We start from the raw sequence: 23825 nt of genomic DNA on the forward strand, positions 1-23825 counted from the left end.
TTTTACAGATTAAAACAGTAAACTCTATCTCTATTTTGAGTCAAAACAAATAAACTTTAGCTAAAATTTTAAAGCTACCCGCATACGCGAGTAATCCATATGAAAATAAGAAGCGCAGAATTCACAATGAGCAACAGCGAAGTTGCTAAATGTCCTAAAGACAGGCTGCCCGAATATGCCTTTATTGGTCGCAGTAATGTGGGGAAATCTTCGCTCATAAATATGCTCGTTGATCAAAAAAACCTTGCAAAGACTTCGGGGCGACCTGGAAAAACACAATTGATCAATCACTTTTTGATTAATAAAAATTGGTTTTTAGTGGATTTACCGGGTTATGGGTATGCACGAGTTTCTAAAAAAGCAAAAAAGACTTTTCAAAAATTCATCACAGATTATTTTGAAAAACGCAAACAACTTGTACTCGCTTTTGTACTCATTGACTGCCGTCATGAACCTCAACCCATTGATATGGAATTCATGCAATATCTAGGAGAAAGTGCAATCCCGTTCAATATCATTTTTACAAAAGCAGACAAATTGAAGCCTGGAGCGCTCGAAAGAAACTTAGCTGCTTATGAACAAAAAATGCTTGAAACCTGGGAAGAAATGCCACAGTACTTTACTACTTCATCAAGCAAATATGTGGGACGCGATGATCTTTTGGAATATATTGACACAGTAAATGAAGATGTGGCAGGGTCTATTGACAAGCTTGATTATTCTTAATTAGGAATTAGGAATTAGGAATTAGGAAAATTAAATTTTCTCTTGGATAGCAGCAATTAACGCTTTCGTTTCTTCCAATTTATTTATTTCAGGCGTATTCAAAAATATGTGCAGCTCGTTATTTTCTTCTTGAAGAATAATGGGAAAGGTATATTTAGGCAACCACTTTGAGCGGTATTGTTTTAAGAATTCGTCTTTGTGAAGGAATATCATTTCAGTTTTTGAAGTTTCTCTAAAATTTTTCCAGACCTCTTTTTCATTAAGAACTCCAAACGTAATATCACACAATTTACAATTATATGTAGATGGATTGAGTATTTTGTGGGCGCTGTCCAACAACCCATTTATAGTTCCTGAATTTGCGTTGTAAATAAAGATAAGTTTCATTTTAAGACATATAAAAATTGAAAAAACACCTACTACCAGCAACTAGCTGATGGCTAGTTTACTTCTTCTTCAACTCTAGCTTTTCGGCAAAGTAATCACAGAAATCACGCATGGTATCTGCCATCTTTTCGTCGTTTGTTGCACGCTGAAATGTATCAGTCATGGCACTTAATGTTTGATGAAAAAACACCTTCATTTCATCAAGAGGCATGTCCTTGGTCCACAAATCAATACGCAGAGATTCTTGATTTTTTTGGTCCCAAACAGACAATAAAACTGCCTTTGTTTCTTCATTATTAACGCCTCCGTCCTGTGCTGTCCAATGCAATTTTTCTGGGACTTTATTTTCATCTAGTGAAACGTCAATAGATATTTTTGATTTATGTAAGATTGCCATTTTGCTTTACTTTTTTGGTTTGTATTTTGATTTCTGAAATAAACTTTCAGCATCAAATAATAATAGTTGTTGCGGAGTTACGTCATTCTTTTCCATAAATGAACGTACAATTTGCCACCCCATGTATCTTCCCATCATTCCAGGAGATTCGTTGTCAATATCAAGATAAAATTTTGTGAAAGGAGCTGGATTTATAAACCGAGGCGCTAATTTAGGGTCTGTGCTAAACAACATTTCCCGCTCCACAAAGTAACGCCAAACTTGCTCTTCGTTATCTTTTGCCCATTGCATTTCGGCTTCGGTATAGCCTATTTTTTCGGCTTCGGAAATTTCTGGTAACCAAAGATCTTTTAAATATAGCTCTTTTCCGAAGTAAATCATTTGAGCCAGCAAACTATTTGAATTTGGCGGACTCACAAATTTTCTAGCATATTGAGTAGCAATATCTGGCATAATCTGCGACTCGCGCATATTTTTTGTGATAAACTTGCTAATATCGGTATAGAAAAAATGGTCTGAACCAAGATATGTATCCAGCGATATAACGAGCAGTGTATCTGCGACAATGACTTTATTTTCGTAGCTAACATCAGATATTGCGGTTGCAATTGTGGGCACTTTAAATCGTGGAAAATAATATTTAATATGTTGGAAAAGTGGCCCTATTTCTTCGACCAACTTTTCTTCATTGGGAAACGCTTTTAAAACTTCGTCCTCTAATTGATGTTGCAACGTATCATCCATTCGCTGCGCATAAATGCTATCTGCCACCCTTGGCGAAAAGAACATGGGGTACTGTGATTTTAATTTTGGCAGATCTTCCTCGGTTGCATTGGCAAAAATTTTATCAAATCGCAAAACAGAAACGTCCACCGGTACCTTTTCAATTTCTTTTTCCACAGCACTTTTTTCCTCACAGGAAATGAGAATTACTACGGAAATGAGCAATGAAATAAATTTATTCATAGAATTAAAACGGAGTGAATGTATGGAACGCAATTCCTTTTTATTAATTTTACGGTGGAACAATTTTTTTGTCCTTCGGTTGGCGACAAAAATACAATTTTAAGGTTGGTCATTCTTTAAACAACACCAAAAAAATAAGGTGTTAAACATTTCCGAAGTATAGCAAAACAAAATCAAAAAGAAGAAATATGCAAACAGAAAAAGTAGCAGATCATATAGTTAATTGGTTAAAAGAATATGCTCAAAATGCCGGAATGGACGGTTTTGTAATTGGTGTAAGCGGTGGAATTGACAGCGCTGTAACCTCAACATTATGCGCAATGACGGGGCTTCGCACCTTATGTGTTACCATGCCCATTCATCAAGCAAAAAGTCAAGTGACTCGTGGCGACGAACACATTGCACAACTCAAAAAGAGATTTGCAAACGTCACGAACGTTGAAGTTGACTTAACACCAACTTTTGAAACCTTTAAATCCCACGTACCTTTTACTGCTGACGATACTTTTTTAGATCTATCACTAGCAAACACACGTGCTCGCCTGAGAATGACGACGCTCTATTATTTTGCAGGATTGCATCGTTACCTTGTAGCGGGAACTGGGAATAAAGTAGAAGATTTTGGAGTAGGATTTTACACAAAATATGGTGATGGCGGAGTGGATCTAAGTCCCATTGCCGATTTAATGAAAAGCGAGGTGTATGCCATTGGGGAATATGTGGGAGTTCAAGAGAGCATATTAAAAGCCGCACCGACTGATGGGCTTTTTGGCGATAGCAGAACCGATGAGGACCAGATAGGTGCTAGTTATGATGAACTAGAATGGGCAATGAAAATGGCAGATGTAGGAAAGAAATCTCAAGACTTTACAGGACGCCAAAAAATTGTTTTTGACATATACACTAGGTTAAACAAAGCAAACCAACATAAAATGAACCCAATACCCGTGTGCGAAATTCCAATGAAATTTAGGAGATAATCGTTTTTAAACGAATTTTTAAACGTTATAACGAAAAGAAAATTTAACAATTACTACTTTACTTACATTTGATTTGTAGTATTAATATTACAATAAATACAACCCGCTCAAACTAACTCGCGGCAACCTTACAGTAAAGATTTATGAAGACAGTTTTACTAGCAGACCACCACCCAATGACCCGAAAGGGCATTACGTCTATGCTTAAGAAAAATGATAATTTTTCAATCATTGGAAAAGCAACAAACGCAGAAGAACTTTATGATAGTTTAAGAGAAAATACACCAGACATTTTAGTCATGGAAATCGATATTCCAAATATTAATGGAATCAATGCCCTAAGAGGTATCAAAACAGAATTTCCAGGAATGCGCGTTTTGATTTTTTCTTGTCATCCTGAGGAAATTTATGCGTTACGTTCTATAAAATCTGGTGCTGCTGGATATGTACCAAAAACCGCCAACATAAAGACATTTGTGAAAGCGATGAAGCAAATTGCCAAGGGTGGTATTTTCTTAAATGAAGAATTAACTTCTACATTTACAAGTAGAAATGTGGGAGAAAGCAATGCAATCAGTCGTTATAAAAAATTATCATCGAGGGAAATCGAAGTACTTAATCTGCTCTCTAGCGGAAAGAGAAATAAAGATATTGCCAACGCTCTAGACATTAACGAAAAAACAGTTAGTACTTACAAAACTAGATTGCTAAAAAAATTAAAAGTTGACAACCTTGCCGATTTGATTCATCAATCAAGAATGTTCCAATTTGGATAGAAATAAATTAGACTAGACTACACGCCTAAGTTTTTCTGAAATTATATGATGCAGCGTGTTGTAATCCCTAACGGTTTCCAATACGCTTCTATCTTTGTACTCACCACCTTCCACAGGAGATTTTATCAACTCATTTATCTTTTTAGTAACCAAAAACCTACGGAGATTTAAAATTGTCTCGCTCACTATTTGTGCAACTGTGGTTGTTTTTTGTTTTACATAAATTTCTTTGCTCCCCCAGTCATGTAAAACATATTTTTCTTCATCCATTAAAATTGTAGAAACCACGTTTGCACTTTCGGGCTCTAGCTCATTTATAAATGTATCAACCTTAAATTCCTGTTGCTGATTGAGACTATCAATAATTATGAAATATAAGCTTTTGAAGTCATCATTTGTGAATTCAATTTCATCTTCCTGAAGGTCCAAATACACCTTTTCAAAAACTTTAGTGGTAATTATTTCAGGCTGAAATGAGATGTCTCCTTTTTCATTTGTTTCCAAAATTAAATCTTCAAATTCCTCTTCTTGCATTCCGTAGAGCAATAATAATTGGATGATTTTTCTCTCTAATTCAAATTGAACATCAACTTTTTTAGTTTGTTGCATTTCCGCAGAAATAACCTCAAAAGGCCTGTTGGGTTCTGCTTGTTTTTTGGCAGCTTCTTTGGTATCCTTTTTTTGGATTTGCGCCAACGTACTAAATAGCACATCTTCGCTAATATCCATAATGCGCGAACATTCTTTGATATAAACTTCCTGTTTAATAACATCAGGAATTTTAGAAATGCTCACCACCATATCCCGAATGGTCTCCGCTTTTTTAATGGGGTCGTTTGCGGCTTCATTTGCTAAAAGAGATGCTTTAAATGAAATGAAATCTTGAGACTGCTCCGCCAAATAGGCTTGTACATCTTCTAATGTATTGTTCTTCGCAAAACTATCTGGATCCTCTCCCTCCGGGAATGTACAAATACGGACGTTCATTCCTTGCTCCAAAATTAAATCAACTCCGCGCAATGACGCTCTCAATCCCGCGGCATCACCATCAAACAACACCGTTATATTTTTTGTAAGCCTATTTACAAGGCGAATTTGCTCAGGCGTCAATGCCGTCCCTGAAGATGAAACCACATTTTGAATGCCGCGTTGGTAAAATTGAATCACATCTGTATATCCCTCAACCAAATAGCAATTATCCTCTTTTGCAATGCTCTGTTTGGCGTGATAAATTCCGTAAAGCACTTTGCTTTTGTGATACACCTCACTCTCGGGAGAATTTAAATATTTTGCCGCCTTTTTATCATTGACAAGAATACGCCCACCAAATCCTAGTGTGCGCCCGCTCATACTCAAAATGGGAAACATAACTCGTCCTTTAAAGCGGTCGAATTGCTTTTCTTCTTTAATTATCGTAAGTCCCGTTTTTCCTAGAAATTCTAAATTATAACCCTTTTTTATCGCAGCATCTGTAAATGCTGACCATTCGTCAATGGAGTATCCTAAAGAAAACGTTTCAATAGTTTCATCTATGAAACCACGTTCCTTGAAATAGGAAAGGCCGATGGCTTTTCCGGGTTCGGTTTTTAGTAGTGTATTATGGAAATATTGTTTAGCAAATTCGTTGACGAGATACAAACTCTCTCGCTCGCTTGCTTGTTCTTTTTGTTCGTTGGTTTGTTCGGTTTCTTCAATCTCGATTCCGTATTTTTTGGCGAGGTATTTTATGGCTTCTGGATAGGTAAAATGTTCGTGCTCCATTAAAAAGGTGACGGCATTTCCTCCTTTTCCGCTGGAGAAATCTTTCCAAATTTGTTTCACGGGACTCACCATGAAACTCGGAGAACGTTCATCTGTAAAAGGACTGAGGCCTTTAAAATTACTCCCAGATTTTTTTAGCTGCACAAAATCACCAATGACCTCCTCTACGCGGGCGGTTTCAAAAACATTGTCTATGGTGGTACGGCTAATCATTGCTACTAAAGTAAGAAAACAAAACTACATAAAAATGACTCAGAAAGAGAGGGATTTTATTGTCACATTTCCGAAGAAAAGGTAGAGGATGATTTTTTTTAGATTCGTTTTTTCATTGAAGGTTTCCACTGCGCTCAACCACACATTCGTTATAATAAAAAATCAAAAAGAGATTTCTGGTTTCCCTGAAATCTCTTTTATCTAACTAACACAAATTTTGTTAATCCCAATCAAAACGTATACCCAAAGATACGTTGCGCTCTTCAATAGGGTTATCTTTAAAAATGGTATTCAAATCGTATTTAACATACAACGATGTGTCTCCCCAACCTGCATAGGCGCTCAACCCGTAAATAAAATTATTTGTATTAAAATTGTCCTTTTGTTTTTGCTTTACGTCTTGTCCATTATCATCAAATTTCAATTTTTGAAGTGTCGTTAAATTAATCCCGGCATATCCACCCAACCCAAGTCTGAAGCTATTATCTGTGTTGTATCTAAAATAATCTTTCTTCTGAATCTTTTTTGAGGGTCCCAATTCAAAATGTATAGGGATTACCAAATTGTCCATTCTAAATTTTTGCTTGTCCAGATTTAAAGGGTATTCCTGTAATTCTGTTTGGTCTCCGTTCTCAACAAAGTATCGGTTATCCTCAGCTTTTAAACCGTTGAACTGAAACGAAAGACCATATCTTACTCTCAACCAATTGCTTTCTTTAAAAACTCGTGTTGACCATGAAAGTCCAATTTCAGCAAAACGACTTCCGCCTATTTTATAAGGAGAATCATCTAATGAGCGTCCATCTGCTATGGCATTGTTAAGTCCGAAAGCAAACGTTAAACCTGAATAGGTGCGAATATCTTCCTTGCGTTTTTGAATTGTATCATTTTTATCATCAAAATAGTATCCATCATCGTCAAATGTAATTTTAAACATTTTTTTACTCATTTCTTCGTCACCATTTCGTTCTTTCAACGCTTCTTTATTTTCAAGGATTGCCACTTTATTCTCAATATTTAGGGCATGTTTTGTTGCGGCTTCTTTTTTTAAATTTTCTGCTTCTACAAGAGTAATGGTTCCGGCATCGAGGTCTTCGTTTATTTTGTCAACCTCAGTTTTCAAAGCTTCTTTTTCAGATTGTACGATGAAATCTCTCTTTTTGTCCATTTCGGTTTCTTGCGCTTTTGCTGCACAGATTGATAAGATCCAAAGTGAAACTGCTAATACTAGTGTGTTTGTTTTCATTGTTTTTTGAGTTTAAGAGTCCCTTCCGTAAGACGGAAGGTCTTACAGTCAAAACATTGTTATGTTATTTAATTTATTACTATTCAATAGGTTACTTTATTACTTTCAATTATTACGATCCGATATTGATGTTCTTAATTGTTCAAAACCCTCGCCCAAAGCGTAAAATACTTTATCTCTAAAGGACTGCTCCATCTCCATTTCTACTTCTCCCAATAGCGCCATCGCATCCACTTTACCAGTATTGATATCCAATAAATTTTGAAGCTTTAAATCTTGCTGGGCAGAAGCGAGCAGGGTATTTATTTCAGCTTCGGTAACGGTGCCGTTTTTGTTTTGAGCATCTTTAATTTGGGCAACTACCTCATCCACTTTTGAAATACTTGTTTCTGAAATTTTACTCATTCCCTCTTTATTTTCTCCAGTTATCGCATTCCCTTTATCATTAGGGACAGCCGAAATTTGACCCGCATTATTATAAGGAGTGTTATTTATAGTTTTGAGCACACTACTTTTTCCTTGCTGCGTTTTTTGCGACGGATTGGTATTTTTATTAACGTCGCTTGTTGCAATTCTGTCTTTATCATTTTGAGTCGTTTTTGCGCTATTTTTAAGCTCATCCGTACCATTTTCCATTGCTTCATTTTCAGTCTCGGTGTTGGCGACTGCTTCGTTTTCTTTGTTTATTTCCTCTACAGTTTTAAATGGAGATTTGTTATTTTCGGTTTTTAAAATTTCCGAAGGCGTATCTTCATTTACTAAACTGTCTTCACTGTCGTTTTGATTGAAATAAATGGATGCGATGATTACAAATCCTATAAAACTTGCGGCAACAGCCAACCAAGGAAAACCTCCCTTTTTCTTTTTAGGCTGCGCTTCGTTGAGCATTCCCTCAAGTTTATTCCACGCCCCGGCCGAAGGTTGCAGCTCGCGCTCCTCAAACTTTTCTCGGCTATTTTCTTCAAATTTAATGCGTTCCATAGTGTGTATTTTCTTGTTGTGTAATGCGCTGTTGTAACATTTTTCTTGCTTTGAATAACTGTGTTTTTGAGGTGCTCTCGCTTATCTGCAACAACTCGCTTATCTCACTGTGTTTGTATCCTTCAATGGCGTACAGTACAAATACCGTTTTGTAACCGTCCGGTAAACCATCAATTATTTTTTGTATTTCTTCAACTTCCATTTCGCTTTCCAAATATGTAACATGCTCCATGGAATTTTCAATCATTACCGTGTCCTTAAAATCTAGTTTTTTGTCTTTCCGTAATTGCGAAATAGATTCGTTGACCATAATTCTTCTAATCCAACCTTCAAAACTACCTTGGTTTTTAAAGGTGTCCAGATTTAGAAATACTTTTAAAAAACCAGCTAACATTACAGACTCGGCAGCGTCTTGGTGCTTCATGTACTTACGGCATACACTTAGCATTTTTGGAGCGAAAAGTTCAAACAGTTGCTGTTGCGCTTTTCGGTTTCCTTTGCTTGCCTTGGCAATAAGGTTGTTGTAATTTTTATGTAATGAAATTAGTTTCAAAATTTAGTTTAGAGATGGCTTCTATTTTAAAGACGCAGCATTTCTTGTTTTGGTTGTCTGAAGAATTAAAAAAATATGAAAAATTTTGGATTTTGGCATTTTTCAAAGTTTAAATTACTCAAAATCAATAAGTTTCACCTAGTTAATATTTCTGAAAAAAATTAAAAATTTATAAAATTTGAGCGGTTAAAACTAATCTGCTTCTATTTTTTCCTGTCGATTACATAATTGACCATTAACTCAAGTGAGTCTCGATATTCAGATTTTGGATATTCTTGAAGGATTTGAAGGGCTTTTTGCTGATAGTCTTTCATTGTTGTAACGGCGTATTCCAAACCACCATTATTTTTTACAAAAGTAATAACCTCTTTTACTCTTTTTTTATCGTGATTTTTATTTTTCACCGAATTTATGAGCCACTTTTTATCTTTACTCGAAGCGTTATTAATGGCATAAATTAAGGGCAGCGTCATTTTTTTCTCCTTGATATCTATCCCGGTGGGTTTACCGATTGCTTCCTCGCCATAATCAAATAGGTCGTCTTTGATCTGGAATGCAATACCAATGAGTTCACCAAATTTGCGCATTTGCTCAACGGTATCTTTGGGCGCATTTACAGATTGTGCTCCCATGGCACAACAGGCAGCGATTAATGTTGCTGTTTTTTGACGGATAATTTCGAAATAGATTTCCTCTGTGATATCTAGATTTCTTGCTTTTTCAATTTGCAGTAACTCGCCCTCACTCATTTCTCTAACGGCTACTGAAATAATTTTAAGTAAATCGAAATCGCCATTATCAATAGAAAGCAACAATCCTTTTGAAAGTAAAAAATCTCCAACGAGTACGGCTATTTTATTTTTCCAAAGTGCATTTATTGAGAAAAAGCCTCGTCTTCGGTTACTGTCATCAACCACGTCGTCGTGCACCAAAGTAGCTGTGTGTATCAATTCGATTACCGATGCACCGCGGTAGGTGCGTTCGTTTAATTCGCCACCACCGGTCATTTTTGCGATTAGAAAAACAAACATGGGCCTCATTTGTTTGCCTTTTCTATTGACAACATAATGAGTGATACGATTGAGCAACGCCACTTTTGAGGTCATGGAATTCGAAAATTTCTTTTCAAAAAGTTCCATTTCTGCCTGGATGGGCAATTTTATTTGCGCTACTACCTTCATTTGTAGGTCAAAAATACAGTAAAAATTAAGGCACAGAATTAAAATTTTAATATTGTGCCTTTTCCAAATATTTAAAGTTTTTTATTTTGAAATTACTTTATTTCTATAGAGTGATTTATCTACACAACTTGCCATTGCCTTTTCATCTAAATCCTTCCCTACGAAAGAACAAACCTTTTTAGTGACGCTCTGAGTGTTTTCAAGAACATCCTTGTAATCGATAAAAATAATTTCGACTCCAGGCTCTTTATTTTTCCAAACCTCAATTTGATTTAGTTGCTCCTGATAAGCATTAAGTAATTTTACCGGAAGCGTATCTGGAGACTTGCCAATCATCTTTTGCTGTGATTTGACAACTTCATTTAAATTACGTTTCATAAAAATCACCTTATATCTAAATTGAGGATCTATATGCTTGAGTAATGGAGCAACTATTTTCACAGATTTATTCTGAGCCTTATCTAGCCAATCATTCTTTCTATGCAACGACATAACTGGCTCATATTCATAATATCCTTTTGGATTTGAGTAGTCTGCCTCTCTAACACCATCTACAAGTGGCTCAACTCCTCCTTTATCTAACATTTGCATCATCAATGATGTACCAGACCTTGGAAGACCAGACACAACAACGATTTGATTTTCTCTATACTTATAGTCTGTTTTGTCTCGAAGCTCCATTGGTTTAGCCAATTTTTCTGTCAAGTTTTCAATAGCCTTTGCGGCTCTATGAAATTCTTTAGGCTTGAGGCGTTTTGCAGTTTCAAATGCTAATTTTGCATTTTCTAAATCTCCCATTTTTTCTAATGCTTCTCCTAAAGTGTAATGAGCATCTGGGAAATACTTAACAAGTTCAATACTAGTTAAGGCCGACTCTGCAGCTTCTTCATATTCTCCCAAACGAACCAAGACCTCAGCTAAAGCCCTATGATATTTTGCCCTATCAGGTTCGAAATCTATTGCTTTTTCAAATGCAGTTTTAGCATTTTGAAATTTGCTAGTTCTCCTGTAGACTTTACCAATTTGGAAATACACTTCTGGACTTGGTTTATTTTTAACAGCTTTGTCTAATAATGACAAAGCACCATCCATATCGCCATTTCCTAATAATATTTGTGATTCTGCAAAATAAGTTGTGGACTCAAACTCACTATTGAGCGACCTTAATTTATCTAGATATTCTCTTGCTTTTTCAAAATTTGAAAATTTTAATTCAATAGTCAGTAAATCCATATAAAAAGGAATTACGTCAATTGGTTCTGGCTCCGTAATCAATTCTAGTAATAACTCTCTTGCTTTTTCATAATCTTTTTTTCCTAAATAAACTCGCGCTAAATTTAATTTAAGATCACATTTTGTTTTGAAAATAGCATTCTCAATATCTTCATCCGGTTTTTCGATATAACCTAAATCAATAAGTTGTTGTAAAGCTTCTTGATCTGAAAACTGATCGGTTTCATGGTCACTTTTCAATTCACCGAAATCACCATCAATTGCATCCCAACTTTTAATAGTTTCGATTTTGCCCGGATTTTTAAATATATCAAGTGCTACTTTACCATCCATGTCTTCTCCAACTGGAAGTCCAAAATGATGTAAAACCGTTGGTGCTACATCAATTAAACCTAGGCCAAAGATTTTTTCATTCTTTTTTATATTTGGTCCACTAGCCACAAACATTCCAAATTGGCGATGTTCTAAAGCAGGTGCAGCGGGATATTTTGGCATTTCTAAAATACGGTTGGGTCCGGATTCAAATCCGTGATCAGACAAAATCATTACCGTAGTGTCATCGTCAACTAAATCAAGTGTGCGTTCAAGCATCATGTCTTGAAATTTATAGGCTCCTTTTACAACATCCTTATACATTTCATGATGCCAAATAGGAACTTCTTTTAATTTAGGTGGATGGTATTTCATAAATGCATGGCAAAAATGGTCTATCAAGTCATAATAAACGGCCATAAAATCCCATTCTGTGTTCTGCATTGTATATGTAGTAGCAGCATGAACTGAGACGTTTTCTGCAAAGAGCTTTGAAAAAGTTGACAAGGATTGGTCTTTATCCTGGTTTATTTCAGCAGCTTTAGGAATAAAAGGAAGTATATGTTGATCAGTCACTTCATATGGGCGCATACGTAAATCTAAAACTTCTCCTTTAAAATTCTTTGGGTGTATAGCATCTGGATGAAGTGGGTTTTTCTTTTTTGGGTCTTTATTTATTTTTTGAAATTTTTCAGATATTACAACTCCGTTAATTGGTTCAGCAGGAAAACTAGGCCACCAACCCACTAAATTACTTTTAAACCCTTTGTTATGTAAAATATTCCATAAAGCTCTTGTTTTTCGCGAGTTTGTTGTCACTGGACGGACTCCTTTTAAATCTGGAGCCAATTCAATAAAACCTAAAACCCCGTGTTTATCTGGGGTTTTACCTGTTGCAACACTCGTCCACAACATAGGAGAAAATGGTGGGTTCATTGTGCTCATATTTCCATAGACACCGTTATCTATTAATTTTTTAAGCGCTGGCATTTCTCCCTTGGCTAATAAAGGTCCGATTATCTTCCAATCGGCAGCATCCCATCCTATCAATAATAACTTATTCTTCTTCATCAATTTCTGTTTTTGTAAATTCATTTCTCACTTTCCTCCACTCCCTAAGACCAATATCACCTAAAGCAAGAAGCCCTAACGATCCCTCAGGCGTGATTTTAAATTTGATTTTATTTTTATTTTCTTCCATTTTTTTTGTGAATGAAGTATCTTTTAATTAAATTTATCTCAAAATTAAGATATATTTTAATTCTTTTTAATCTAAATTTAAATCTATTATGAAAAAAAATACTTCAAAAAAATTAAGCAAAAGACTTGCCCAATACGGCGCTCTAACCCTGGCTATTGCAGGCGTTTCAGACGCTACTGGTCAAATTCAATATACTGACGTTGACCCTGATGAAACTTTAACAGGGACAAGATTTATGTTAGATTTAAACGGTGACGCTACTGTTGATTATGAGATAAGTAATGATGGTGTATTTTCAGGGGCAACTCCCGGAACAACAGCTAGAGTATATACTAGTAACTCTAGTTCAATTTTAGGTTTGAACGGAGGAAACTACAATTATCCTTTTGCATTGAGCGAAGGTGCACCCATAGATGCTGCTGAGATGACTTGGATTGCAAATATGAACTACCAAACTTTAAACTGGATGGGCTGTGCATATACCAATAGTCAATGGTGTGATGGTCAAGTTGACAAATATTTAGGTTTACGAATTACTGTTGGTGCAGACCAACATTATGGTTGGGTAAGGTTAGATGTACCTGCCGATGCATCAAGTATAACTATTAAGGACTATGCTATCAATTTAACTCCAAATGAAGGTCTTGAAGCTGGAGAAGGAATTTTAGGAATTGATAATAATAATATAGATGGATTTACATATTTTGTAGACGCTAATAATAATCTAAATTTAAAAGCAGCAAACCAACTAAGTGCTGTTTCTATTTACAATGTTAACGGTCAAAAAGTAATTGAATCTAATCTATCTGCGACTAGCGAAATTGTAAGTTTATCAAGCTTAAGTTCAGGAATGTATATTGCAAGAGTAAATGTAGGTGACCTAACTAATACCATTAAAATTGTTAAAAAATAATTTTAATTAACTTAGAGTTTTAATAAGAGCCTCGTAATGAGGCTCTTTTTTTATGCCTTATTCGCTAACTGCCCACAAGCAGCATCGATATCTTTGCCTCTACTGCGCCTTACGGTTACAGGAATTCTAGCCTTTTCTAGTTTGACTATATAATTATCAATTGCCGCATTATTTGCCTGCTGAAATTCCTCGTCATTAATAGGGTTGTATTCAATGATATTTACCTTGCATGGTATATAGCCGCAAAACTGAACGAGCGCGTTTATATCCTCCTCTTTGTCATTTATCCCATCCCAAACTACATACTCGTAAGTAACACCTTTACCTGTATGCTCGTACCAATATTCCAATGATTCTTTTAAATCTGGTAAGGTAAACGACTTCGCAAATGGCATAATTTGCTCTCTAGTTTCTTGAATAGCTGAATGTAGTGAAACGGCGAGGTTAAATTTTACCTGATCATCAGCGAGCTTCTTTATCATTTTGGGAACACCTGAAGTTGAAACTACAATTCGCTTTGGCGACATACCAAGTCCTTCTTCACTGGTTATTTTTTCAATAGAGGCTAATACATTTTTGTAATTCATCAATGGCTCCCCCATACCCATAAAGACTATGTTTGAAAGTGGGCGGTTGTGATAAAGCCTGCTCTCTTTATCAATCGCAACTACTTGGTCATAAATCTCGTCAGGATTAAGATTGCGCATTCTTTTGAGTCTTGCAGTAGCACAAAACTTACAGTCCAAACTGCAACCCACCTGAGATGAAACACATGCTGTTGTTCTTTTTTTAGTTGGAATTAATACAGATTCTACAATAAGACCATCATGCAATTTAACAGCATTTTTAACTGTTCCATCTTCACTTCGCTGAAGACTATCTACTTCAATATGATTAATGACAAAATTCTCCTCTAAGTGCGCTCTTGTTTCAATTGAAATATTGGTCATTTTATCAAAATCATGGGCACCTTTACTCCATAGCCATTCATAGACTTGATTACCACGAAAAGGTTTGTCGCCTATACTTGTAAAAAAATCTCTTAACTCTTCTTTTGAAAGTGATCGTATGTCTTTTTTTTCTAATTTCATCTGAAAGCAAAAATACAATTTATGGATGGCAAAAGAGCAAAAAAAATTCCGCAGAAAACGGAATTGGAATCATAAGCTACAAATAAACCTCTATTTACTAATAATTATTTTCTTAGTAATTTGTTGATTTGAATCTTCGTCAATTAGATTTAAAAAATAAATCCCTTCGGTACAATTCTCAACATCAAGCACATTATAAGTATTTGACAACGAGCCCGACATTACTTGTTGCCCAATCGTATTATAAAAACCATATACTAAATTTGGATATTTACTATTAGTAATATTGATTACCGACGAAGTTGGATTGGGGTATATTTCTAAAATTCCGGTGAGTTGATTATCCGGAGTATTAAGAATATTTTGCACAGATTCAATAGTTGTCTGGCCACTATTAATTGGATCCAGCCATTCCTTTAAACGAGTTTGAGGAGTGTCACCAGCATCCCAAGAGGTGGCAAATCGACCATAAATATCGTAATCATTATTATTCTCAATTCCGTTGCATGAAGCTTGGCCCGCATAAAGTTGTCCAATTAATTTTCCACTCTCATTAAATAAAGGGGATCCAGAAGAACCACTCTCGGTTGTTCCTATTTCCCAGCCATCACCTGTACCATGAGTTACACCGCCTATGAGCCAAACATCGGTTCCATTTGCATTGTCCTTAGTAGCACCATCGTTATCTCTACATATCTTCATAATGTCACCATTGGGGTGATGAATACCTACTTGAAATTCTGGCAATACATCGCTTCTATCCCAACCCGCAAATGTAATATCCCATGAAACCGGGACAGGATTATATAATTTTACCAACGCAAAATCACTAATAGTATTATTAGAAATTAGCTCGGCTCCACTCATTGTAAAGTTGGTTTGAATATCTACACTATTAACTTCTTCCCCACAAACAGGGTTTGGACTCACCCAATTAAAACGAACACTCCAAAATGTTGGGTCACTATTTTGTAAGCAATGATTAGCCGTCATTAAATAGGGCGTTTTATCCATTGCAGTAGTATTTATCATTGAAGCAGAACACAAATATCCGTTACCAAGAGTAAGTAAAGCAACCGCTTTTTTAATAACTGATTTATATCCATCAAAATCTTCACCCACAGGACAATTTACATCATAATTACAATCCCCGCTATCATTTAATCCACGGTTAGCATCTAACAATTCATGTACTTTTCCCATTCTATAGCCATGAATTACACTTCCTATTTTCAAAACCACATCATCAGAGACGGTGTATGGTTCAAAATATTCTACATATATTAAATCCCCCTCTACAAACCAAGATGCAATTTTACTATTGGGTGTATTCTCACTACTGCCGTATAATTTAGAAATATCAGTTCTATCTTCATTGAAAAATTGTAATCTACTTCCCGCAGGGAGATAGAATGATTCAAAATTTACGCTCAAATTAATAGCCCCAATACTTTTTATTGCAGCTTGCCAAATACGACCGTTTTCATCTGGAAGATCTGTCCAAACACCTTGATTATTTAAATCCAAAACAACTTCTCTTTCAATTCCATAACGCCAAGGCTGACCCTTGTCCAGGTCATTAATGCTGTCTTGTTGTTGGATTAAATCTAAATCTAGGTATGGAAGCTCAATGATTTCTGGAGAAGCATCAAGTTTATATGACCAACTTATAGGCTCTTGTGCAAACAAAAGACCCGTTGTCAATAAAATAATTATATAAGTAATGTGCTTCAAATATCCTTGGAATTACTTTGTAAATAACTCAACTAAAATAACTTAAAAACCGCACATAACAATAAAAAATCACCAATAAATAAAAAACCCGATGTTTCCATCAGGTTTTAAATCTCTAACTGAATAGTGTTTTTTGATTATATAATCAACATAGCATCGCCATACGTATAAAAACGATACTTTTCTTTAATTGCTTCTTCGTATGCTTTTTTAGTAAATTCATGTCCTGCAAAGGCAGCCACCATCATCAATAACGTAGATTTTGGCGTATGGAAATTTGTAACCATAGCATTTGCAATACTGAAATCATAAGGAGGAAAAACAAATTTATTTGTCCAACCATCATACGCATTCAAAGTTCCGTTTGAAGAAACCGAACTCTCTAAAGCTCTCATTACCGTAGTTCCCACGGCACAAATACGCTTTTGTTTTACGATTCCGTCATTTATCACTTTTACCGAAGACTCAGGAATATGCATTTCCTCACTATCCATCTTATGCTTTGAAAGGTCTTCCACCTCAACAGCACTAAAAGTTCCTAAACCTACGTGTAATGTAACTTCTGGAAATTTAACCCCTTTAATTTCAAGACGTTTTAATAAATGTTTTGAAAAGTGTAATCCAGCCGTTGGAGCTGCTACAGCACCTTCCTCTTTTGCAAAAATTGTTTGGTAACGTTCTGCATCTTCCGGTTGCACTTCTCGTTTAATGTATTTTGGCAATGGAGTTTCGCCAAGTTCGGTCAATTTATTTCTAAATTCCTCATACGACCCGTCATATAAAAAACGCAGTGTTCTTCCTCTGGATGTCGTATTATCAATTACCTCAGCCACTAACGTTTCGTCATCACCAAAGTATAACTTATTACCAATTCGTATCTTTCTCGCTGGATCCACCAACACGTCCCAAAGTCTTGTTTCTGGGTTTAATTCACGTAACAAGAACACTTCGATTCTCGCTCCTGTTTTTTCCTTATTACCGTACAATCGTGCAGGAAAAACCTTTGTATTATTTAAAACAAGGATATCATCTTCTTCAAAATAGTTTATTAAATCCTTGAACTGTTTGTGCTCAATCGTCTTCTCCTTGCGGTTCAAGACCATCAATCTGGCTTCATCCCTTTCTTCACTTGGATATTCGGCTAAAAGTTCTTCAGGTAATTCGAAATTAAAATGCGAGAGTTTCATCCCCATAGGTTCTGGATTTTAGGTTTTAAAAGTTGCAAATATACAATCTGGCGATAGGCGTTGTCAAGTAAAACGGCATTTATCTTTTGAAGAATATCATTATCAGCGTTCAAAATGAAATTTTAACGTTTAAATCCGAACCTATTCCTTCAGGAATTTCAAGATCTTTTTAATTTATTCTGAAATATGAAACATCAAAGCGCTCTATTTTCATCTAAGAAGTAAGTATAATCCTAAAACATGCCAGCAGAACGTTAAAATACATAGCAATTAAATACAGGTAGTCATATTTCCGAAGCGAATAAAAGTTCCTAAATTCTAAACTGAAAATGAAATAATAATGCCAACTTTTTCTAAATCGGTATAAAATTCTGGGTACGATTTTGAAACCACCATCGGCTCTTTAATCGCAATAGGAAATCGCAACGCGAGCGGCGCAAACGCCATCGCCATACGGTGGTCTTGGTAAGTCTCAATGGTTGTAATTTCTGAAATTTCGGCTTTATTATTAGCTTTGAGATGTAATGAATTTTCTGTGACTGTAATGGACGCGCCTAATTTTGAAAGTTCAGTTTTGAGGGCTTTTAGGCGGTCTGTTTCTTTGATTTTTAAGGTGTGTAATCCTGTTAAATTGCATGATATTCCCAACCCAAAACTAGTCACAGCAATTGTTTGCGCAATATCTGGGGTGTTTATTAAATTCAAATTAATCGCTTCTAAAACTGGCTGTTTGTCTTTTAAAATGGTCATAGAATTATCACGGTTGAAACGAGTAACAACTCCAAAATTCTCATACAAAGACGCCAACTCGGCATCCCCTTGCAAACTATCATTTTTATAAGCCGAAAGTGTTACCGATAAATTTTCTGAAAGCGCCACCAAACTATAAAAATAAGAAGCCGAAGACCAATCTGATTCTACCGTAATGGTTTGTGAAGCTATATTTTTGAGCGGAGAAATTTTAATATGTCGTCCTTGAAAATGATAGGTTACTCCTATTTCAGAAAGCAACTTTAATGTCATTTCTAAATAGGGACGGGATGTGATTTCTCCAGTTAATTCAATTTCTAATCCGTCTTTTAAACTAGGAGCAATAAGCATCATTGAAGAAATATATTGACTACTCACTCCCGCCGGTATTGTTACTTTATTTTTTAATGTTGAAACGCCTTTAATTCGTAATGGAGGGAATCCTTCTTCACCTTCATATTCAATATTTGCGCCCATCTCACGCAATGCTTTGACCAAAATCCCAATAGGTCTTTCCTGCATTCTCGAGCTACCCGTAAGCACTACATTGGAGTCTTTCTTTGCAGCAAAATAGGCTGTCAAAAATCGCATTGCTGTCCCTGCGTGATGAATATCGATAATCTCTTTGGTACTTTTTAGTGCCTTTTTGAGAACTTCGGTATCGTCACTATTTGAAAGATTTTCAATCGTAATTTGAGGAAATAATGACTGCAAAATTAGCAACCTATTGCTCTCACTTTTTGAGCCCGTGATTTCAACAGTTACAGCATTTACATCACTAGATTTATGAAGATGTGCTATCATTTATTCCGATTATCTTTTTCTTTAAGCTTTGCCCAAAATTTAATATATGTCATTATGAACCCATAAAAAAAGGAGGTTAGTGCCCATCCAATAAAAAAACGAGGTGTGGGGGATAAATTTTCAAATGAAAAACCCGCAAATGCCCATCTTAAGATGAAAAGAATAACACCAAAACTAATTCCCAGCATTACAACCGACTTCCAAAAACCCTTATGACCAACAATTTTTTTAAACATTATTTGAGCTTTTCATTATTGTGGTGACGGTCATGGTCACGCTTGGTTTTGATGTCTAACTTTTTATCAAAAGCCTCTTGTAAATTTACACCCGTTTGATTGGCGAGACATAAAACTACGAACATAACATCAGCCAATTCTTCCCCCAAATCTTTACTTTTATCGCTTTCTTTTTCGCTTTGTTCACCATATCTTCTAGCTATAATACGTGCAACTTCCCCCACTTCTTCTGTAAGTTGCGCCATGTTTGTAAGTTCATTAAAATAACGAACTCCGTGATTTTTAATCCACGTATCTACTTCCTGTTGTGCGTTTTTTATGTCCATAGCTAGGTTTTAGAAAGCACTATTTTCTCAGTTTCTTTTTCAACAATTTGTCCAAACATTTGTTTCAAATATTGATAATCGCTTGAGACCAAAATAGGGTTATTGATTTCTAACGAAACAGCGAGCTGAATCATTCCATTAGATTCACTTACTAAATACGAATAAGATACTGCATCTCCCGCTAGAGCAGCTTTCGTAGATTCTGGCATAGACTTTACCTCATAACCTTCCGGTACTTTTATCGTAATATTATATTTATCCGCCCTTGGATAGTTAAAGAACACAGGATATTCTCTTTTCTCATCTTTAAATGGGTTTTCCTTTTGTGCAAAGAACAGCATTGGCGAAATATAAATATCATCATTAATTTTTTCAATTAAAGATGAGGATTTTGCCTCATAGCTTAATGTTACATTTTCCGTTGTCTTATTCACATCCTTAGCGTCAAGATTTGAATATGTAACTTCCTCACCATTTGTATCCATGCCGTCAAGTTGATCTTTAATAGTTTTTCCATAATATTTTGACCTATACTCACGAGCATAATGATTTCCTAACCTGCCTCTCACTTTTGCTGAAAGGTTACCATCGGAATCAATTTCCGCTTGAACATACGATAACTTTTGAGAGCTGAAACCGGGGTATAAAGGTACCCAATCTGATGATCCGTCTTGACGAATAACACGCCCCTGCCAGTTCATTGCGCGTTCTGGTAAAATTCCAATAGTAGAAACCGTATTCGATGCGTCTAACAAATAAGTCTTTCCGCCCAAAGAAACCTGTGCTACTAAGTAATCAAATCCAAAACGAGTAGGAAACAAAGGAATTCCATGAGATTTTGAACTTACTAGCACTGGTTCAGCATTCAAATTAGCTTTTTGTAACATAGAAACTAGCAATAAATTTATATCTCCCACATTACCTTTACCTTCTTTATAGGCTCTCTTTGTCCCCTCTTCTGGGAAATAACCATAATATCCATTCCAAGCAACTTTGCTTTTTACCAAATTATAAATAAGTTGCATTTTAACAGCCGGGTCCGTTTCAGAACCAATGGTATTTTTCAAATCCTCTTCATAAAAAGAAGAGTTATTTACAGCATTTATAAAACTATCTCGCTCATAAACTGATGTTACAACACTTTCCCATGTGTTTGAATATCTTTTAGGAATACCATTCCCGTTTTTAATCATTGTCAATTCCCAAACCGACTTTGCCGCATAGTTATCAATATTATCTACGTATGCAACCTTTTTAAGTGGGGGTACATTTACTTCATTCAAGCTATATAATCTTTCCTTATAACTTTGTACGTTTTGACCTAAATTCCCGGCACTACCTGGCTTATATCCTGCAGAACCTATACCACTTTTTCCGCGAATGGTCACATCAACATTCTTAGTATCTTCGGTGTATGTATAGGATTTACTAGCTTGAGGATTAGGGTAGTTTCGGTAAACATAAAAATCTGGAATCCCCAAATTAACAACTAATTTATTGATAGGAATTTCATATTGCAAGGGAATATCAGTAATATCTAAGAATGGTGAAGTTATAGTATATTCAACTTCAATGACGCTACCTGGCTTTAAATTAGGCATGGTCAGCTTATGAATTACATAATAATTATTCAATCGTTCCTTGAAGATATTATCGTTATCAAGCTTGGTTTTCTTCACTTTCCCATTTTCTATATTAAAAGTTGTTCCTTTTATACTTTCTACCTGCTCCCTATCCTCATTATAATTATATGCCTTTATTTTTTTTGTCCCCCATTCATAACCTTCTGGATTATATATTTTTATGCGTTCAAAGACTTCTGTTATCTGCTCGAACCCTTTGGATTGATTATACGCAAATGATGTTTTATGTTCTCTATACAATACAGCTGCATTTGCGTTTGGGTTTAAAGTGTTTTGTTTTTCTAAAAGTTCTTCTTTTGAAACTTTGCCAGATTTAAAGTTCTGCGGAAATGCAACAGAAAAAGTTATTAATAAGAGAAGTGTAATAAATTTACGCATATTGATTATTTTTTTATTAATACGATTTTTGAGTTCGAAATTTTATAAAATTCAGAAAAAATTGTTTTTATTCCTTCATAATATTCGGCTCCAATTAACGGGTAATTGACATTAACATCTAGAGAAACCAATATGTTATTACCGCTAACCTCATTATTATATTTAATAGATGCAATATTTTTCTGCATCGAAATATTCTTACCTTCTGGTAAACTTTCAATTTGGTACCCTTCAGGAATTTTATAAGTTATCTTGTAGGTTTTTGAATATGGAAAAGTAAAATCAATAGGGTATTTCCGTTTCTCATCCTTAAATTTATTTTCTTTTAATCCGAAAATAAATAATGGGTCAATATATAGATTTTTGCCTACCCCTTCAATAAAACCCTCTAACTTAAAATTGGTTTCTAAGGTAATTGGCTCTCTCACATCAATTTCCCCCTTAATATTAGATTCAGCAAAATAAAGCAAAGAATTTTCCTCTTGTAAATCTAACCAATATGCATTTGATTGCTTGCCACTATAATCCTCTCTATATTTGTTTGCTAGATATCCATCTATACGCTGTTTGTAGTTACCCAAAAGTGAGCCAGAATCAATATCTAAAGTTGCGGTCGCAATAACGAAGCTTTTTGAAATTTTTGAGGGTCTCGTAGATATTTTTTTAAAAGTATCATCCTCATAAACAATTACACCAGTTCCATTAATTAATTTGTTAGGAATTTCGCCAAATCCTAATTTTTTTTTAGATGCGTCCAGTAAATAGATTTCTCCTTCAAGCTCAAGAGCGGTTAAAATACTATTGAACCCAAGTACTGTGGGAAACAATATATAACCCCTACTCTTTGTAGCGACCAAAACCGGGTTGGCCGTGAATCCCGCTTTTCTTAACATCGAAGTTAATGTTACATTTATTTGAGCTGAATTTCCTTTCTTGTTTTTGTATGCGGTTCGCGTTTCGTCAGCATTTCGACTGTAGAGTTCGTCCCAAGTCATTCTATCTTGCAAATAATAATAAATGTTCTTTGCTAAAGTCAGTTGATTGGGCTCTCCATCAAGCAATGACTGCAAATCGCGTTTGAAATAGCTTGATCGTTTTAATTCTGCTCCAAACCACTGCGCATCATTATATACTGTAACTACATCTGTCCAATTTTTCATTTTATGATTACCATAATAACCTACCAGCTCAATAAAAATTTTACCCCGATATGTACCTAAATTTGAGACGAAACTTTCTCTTTTTATGGGCTCAATGTTCTCCCCTAAATATAAAAGCTCATAAGGTTTATCAAGAGTCCTTAGTTCAACACTACTTAAGGGATTCTGGGTAATTTTTAATTTTCTTGAATATGGATTCTTGATAAGGACCTTTACATTTTTTATGGGAATATAGCTTTGTGTGCCAATCCAACGCAAACCAATATCTCTAACTTTGTATTTTAACTCAAGGACAGAACCCTCTTTTACATTAGGAAAAGAAAACTTACTTACTTCTTCCTCATCAGTAACCTTTTCTTTAAATATATTTCCCTTCTCAACATTTGTAGCAACTATTTCACCATTTTCTAAATTATATGTAGTAGCTTTTAAACTCTCAACGTCTTCAAAATTTATTTCCCAATTAGCAAATTCAAAGCCCTCTTTATTATAAATTTTAATACGTTCAAAAACATACAATACTACCCCAAAATTATACTCAACATCTCTAACAATCACCTTTGCATTTGCCTCTGGAAATTGAGGGTCATGTGTTTCAGTTAATTCTTCAACACTAACATTTCCAAATTTATAGTCCTGAGCAAATGCACAAACACTAAATAATAATATTAAGCATGTAATCCTTTTCAT

The 23825-nt window shown here is 35.2% G+C and carries 21 protein-coding genes; 4 read left to right on the forward strand and 17 right to left on the reverse strand.

Annotated features, from left to right (window positions below; all coding sequences use genetic code 11):
- Nucleotides 1–99 precede the first annotated feature (99 nt).
- On the forward strand, nt 100–726 hold the full coding sequence (yihA, locus tag ACSHW7_RS13090) for a ribosome biogenesis GTP-binding protein YihA/YsxC (protein WP_435679815.1): 627 nt from the start codon (nt 100–102) through the stop codon (nt 724–726).
- Nucleotides 727–756: 30 nt separating this feature from the next.
- Here the strand turns inward: yihA and ACSHW7_RS13095 are convergent, their stop codons facing one another.
- The 3 genes from ACSHW7_RS13095 to gldB are packed head-to-tail and all read right to left on the reverse strand — an operon-like array spanning nt 757 to nt 2476.
- A complete protein-coding gene (locus ACSHW7_RS13095; protein ID WP_435679816.1) occupies nt 757–1113 on the reverse strand; it encodes a GTPase in 357 nt (118 codons plus the stop codon).
- A 58-nt stretch (nt 1114–1171) separates the two neighbouring features.
- A complete protein-coding gene (gene gldC, locus ACSHW7_RS13100) occupies nt 1172–1510 on the reverse strand; it encodes a gliding motility protein GldC (RefSeq protein WP_435679817.1) in 339 nt (112 codons plus the stop codon).
- A gap of 6 nt (nt 1511–1516) precedes the next feature.
- Complete coding sequence (gene gldB, locus ACSHW7_RS13105) at nt 1517–2476, reverse strand: gliding motility lipoprotein GldB (protein ID WP_435679818.1); 960 nt, start codon at nt 2474–2476, stop codon at nt 1517–1519.
- A 188-nt stretch (nt 2477–2664) separates the two neighbouring features.
- Here gldB and nadE point away from each other — a divergent pair, with 188 nt between their 5' ends.
- Nucleotides 2665–3456: an NAD(+) synthase gene (gene nadE / locus ACSHW7_RS13110; protein ID WP_435679819.1), complete on the forward strand. Its 792-nt coding sequence runs from the start codon at nt 2665–2667 to the stop codon at nt 3454–3456.
- A 143-nt stretch (nt 3457–3599) separates the two neighbouring features.
- The gene (locus ACSHW7_RS13115; RefSeq protein ID WP_435679820.1) at nt 3600–4232 is read left to right on the forward strand and encodes a response regulator; all 633 of its coding nucleotides are present in this window, start codon (nt 3600–3602) and stop codon (nt 4230–4232) included.
- A 12-nt stretch (nt 4233–4244) separates the two neighbouring features.
- On the opposite strand, the gene dnaG is transcribed toward ACSHW7_RS13115, so the two are convergent.
- The 7 genes from dnaG to ACSHW7_RS13150 all read right to left on the reverse strand — a co-directional run bounded on the left by dnaG (nt 4245) and on the right by ACSHW7_RS13150 (nt 12913).
- The gene (gene dnaG / locus ACSHW7_RS13120) at nt 4245–6206 is read right to left on the reverse strand and encodes a DNA primase (protein WP_435679821.1); all 1962 of its coding nucleotides are present in this window, start codon (nt 6204–6206) and stop codon (nt 4245–4247) included.
- Nucleotides 6207–6426: 220 nt separating this feature from the next.
- Nucleotides 6427–7452, reverse strand: coding sequence for a hypothetical protein (locus ACSHW7_RS13125; RefSeq protein ID WP_435679822.1), 1026 nt, complete (start codon nt 7450–7452; stop codon nt 6427–6429).
- 105 nt (nt 7453–7557) lie between these two features.
- Nucleotides 7558–8433: a hypothetical protein gene (locus ACSHW7_RS13130; RefSeq protein WP_435679823.1), complete on the reverse strand. Its 876-nt coding sequence runs from the start codon at nt 8431–8433 to the stop codon at nt 7558–7560.
- Nucleotides 8420–8986 (reverse strand): RNA polymerase sigma factor, encoded by a 567-nt coding sequence (locus ACSHW7_RS13135; RefSeq protein ID WP_435679824.1) that lies wholly within the window; start codon nt 8984–8986, stop codon nt 8420–8422. The genes ACSHW7_RS13130 and ACSHW7_RS13135 overlap by 14 nt, the downstream gene beginning before the upstream one ends.
- 203 nt (nt 8987–9189) lie before the next feature.
- Nucleotides 9190–10167, reverse strand: coding sequence for a polyprenyl synthetase family protein (locus ACSHW7_RS13140; protein WP_435679825.1), 978 nt, complete (start codon nt 10165–10167; stop codon nt 9190–9192).
- A gap of 81 nt (nt 10168–10248) precedes the next feature.
- Nucleotides 10249–12783 carry an alkaline phosphatase family protein gene (locus ACSHW7_RS13145; protein ID WP_435679826.1) on the reverse strand — a complete coding sequence of 845 codons (2535 nt, stop codon included), beginning with the start codon at nt 12781–12783 and terminating at the stop codon, nt 10249–10251.
- Nucleotides 12770–12913 (reverse strand): hypothetical protein, encoded by a 144-nt coding sequence (locus ACSHW7_RS13150; RefSeq protein ID WP_435679827.1) that lies wholly within the window; start codon nt 12911–12913, stop codon nt 12770–12772. The genes ACSHW7_RS13145 and ACSHW7_RS13150 overlap by 14 nt, the downstream gene beginning before the upstream one ends.
- 88 nt (nt 12914–13001) lie before the next feature.
- On the opposite strand from ACSHW7_RS13150, the gene ACSHW7_RS13155 reads away from it, so the two are divergent.
- Nucleotides 13002–13826: a T9SS type A sorting domain-containing protein gene (locus ACSHW7_RS13155; RefSeq protein ID WP_435679828.1), complete on the forward strand. Its 825-nt coding sequence runs from the start codon at nt 13002–13004 to the stop codon at nt 13824–13826.
- 50 nt (nt 13827–13876) lie between these two features.
- Here the strand turns inward: ACSHW7_RS13155 and rlmN are convergent, their stop codons facing one another.
- The 7 genes from rlmN to ACSHW7_RS13190 form a co-directional block, all read right to left on the reverse strand.
- The gene (gene rlmN, locus ACSHW7_RS13160; protein ID WP_435679829.1) at nt 13877–14917 is read right to left on the reverse strand and encodes a 23S rRNA (adenine(2503)-C(2))-methyltransferase RlmN; all 1041 of its coding nucleotides are present in this window, start codon (nt 14915–14917) and stop codon (nt 13877–13879) included.
- Nucleotides 14918–15007: 90 nt separating this feature from the next.
- Nucleotides 15008–16651 carry a T9SS type A sorting domain-containing protein gene (locus ACSHW7_RS13165; RefSeq protein ID WP_435679830.1) on the reverse strand — a complete coding sequence of 548 codons (1644 nt, stop codon included), beginning with the start codon at nt 16649–16651 and terminating at the stop codon, nt 15008–15010.
- Nucleotides 16652–16788: 137 nt separating this feature from the next.
- Nucleotides 16789–17838, reverse strand: a complete 1050-nt coding sequence (queA, locus tag ACSHW7_RS13170) for a tRNA preQ1(34) S-adenosylmethionine ribosyltransferase-isomerase QueA (protein ID WP_435679920.1) — start codon at nt 17836–17838, stop codon at nt 16789–16791.
- Nucleotides 17839–18156: 318 nt separating this feature from the next.
- Entirely contained in the window at nt 18157–19392 is a 1236-nt protein-coding gene (locus ACSHW7_RS13175) for a 3-phosphoshikimate 1-carboxyvinyltransferase (protein WP_435679831.1), read from the reverse strand.
- Between the two features lie 235 nt (nt 19393–19627).
- Nucleotides 19628–19954, reverse strand: coding sequence for a nucleotide pyrophosphohydrolase (locus ACSHW7_RS13180; protein ID WP_435679832.1), 327 nt, complete (start codon nt 19952–19954; stop codon nt 19628–19630).
- 2 nt (nt 19955–19956) lie between these two features.
- Nucleotides 19957–21975, reverse strand: coding sequence for a DUF3857 domain-containing protein (locus ACSHW7_RS13185; RefSeq protein ID WP_435679833.1), 2019 nt, complete (start codon nt 21973–21975; stop codon nt 19957–19959).
- Nucleotides 21976–21980: 5 nt separating this feature from the next.
- A complete protein-coding gene (locus ACSHW7_RS13190; protein ID WP_435679834.1) occupies nt 21981–23825 on the reverse strand; it encodes a DUF3857 domain-containing protein in 1845 nt (614 codons plus the stop codon).

Source organism: Patiriisocius sp. (genome assembly GCF_051252435.1).
Lineage (GTDB): Bacteria > Bacteroidota > Bacteroidia > Flavobacteriales > Flavobacteriaceae > Patiriisocius.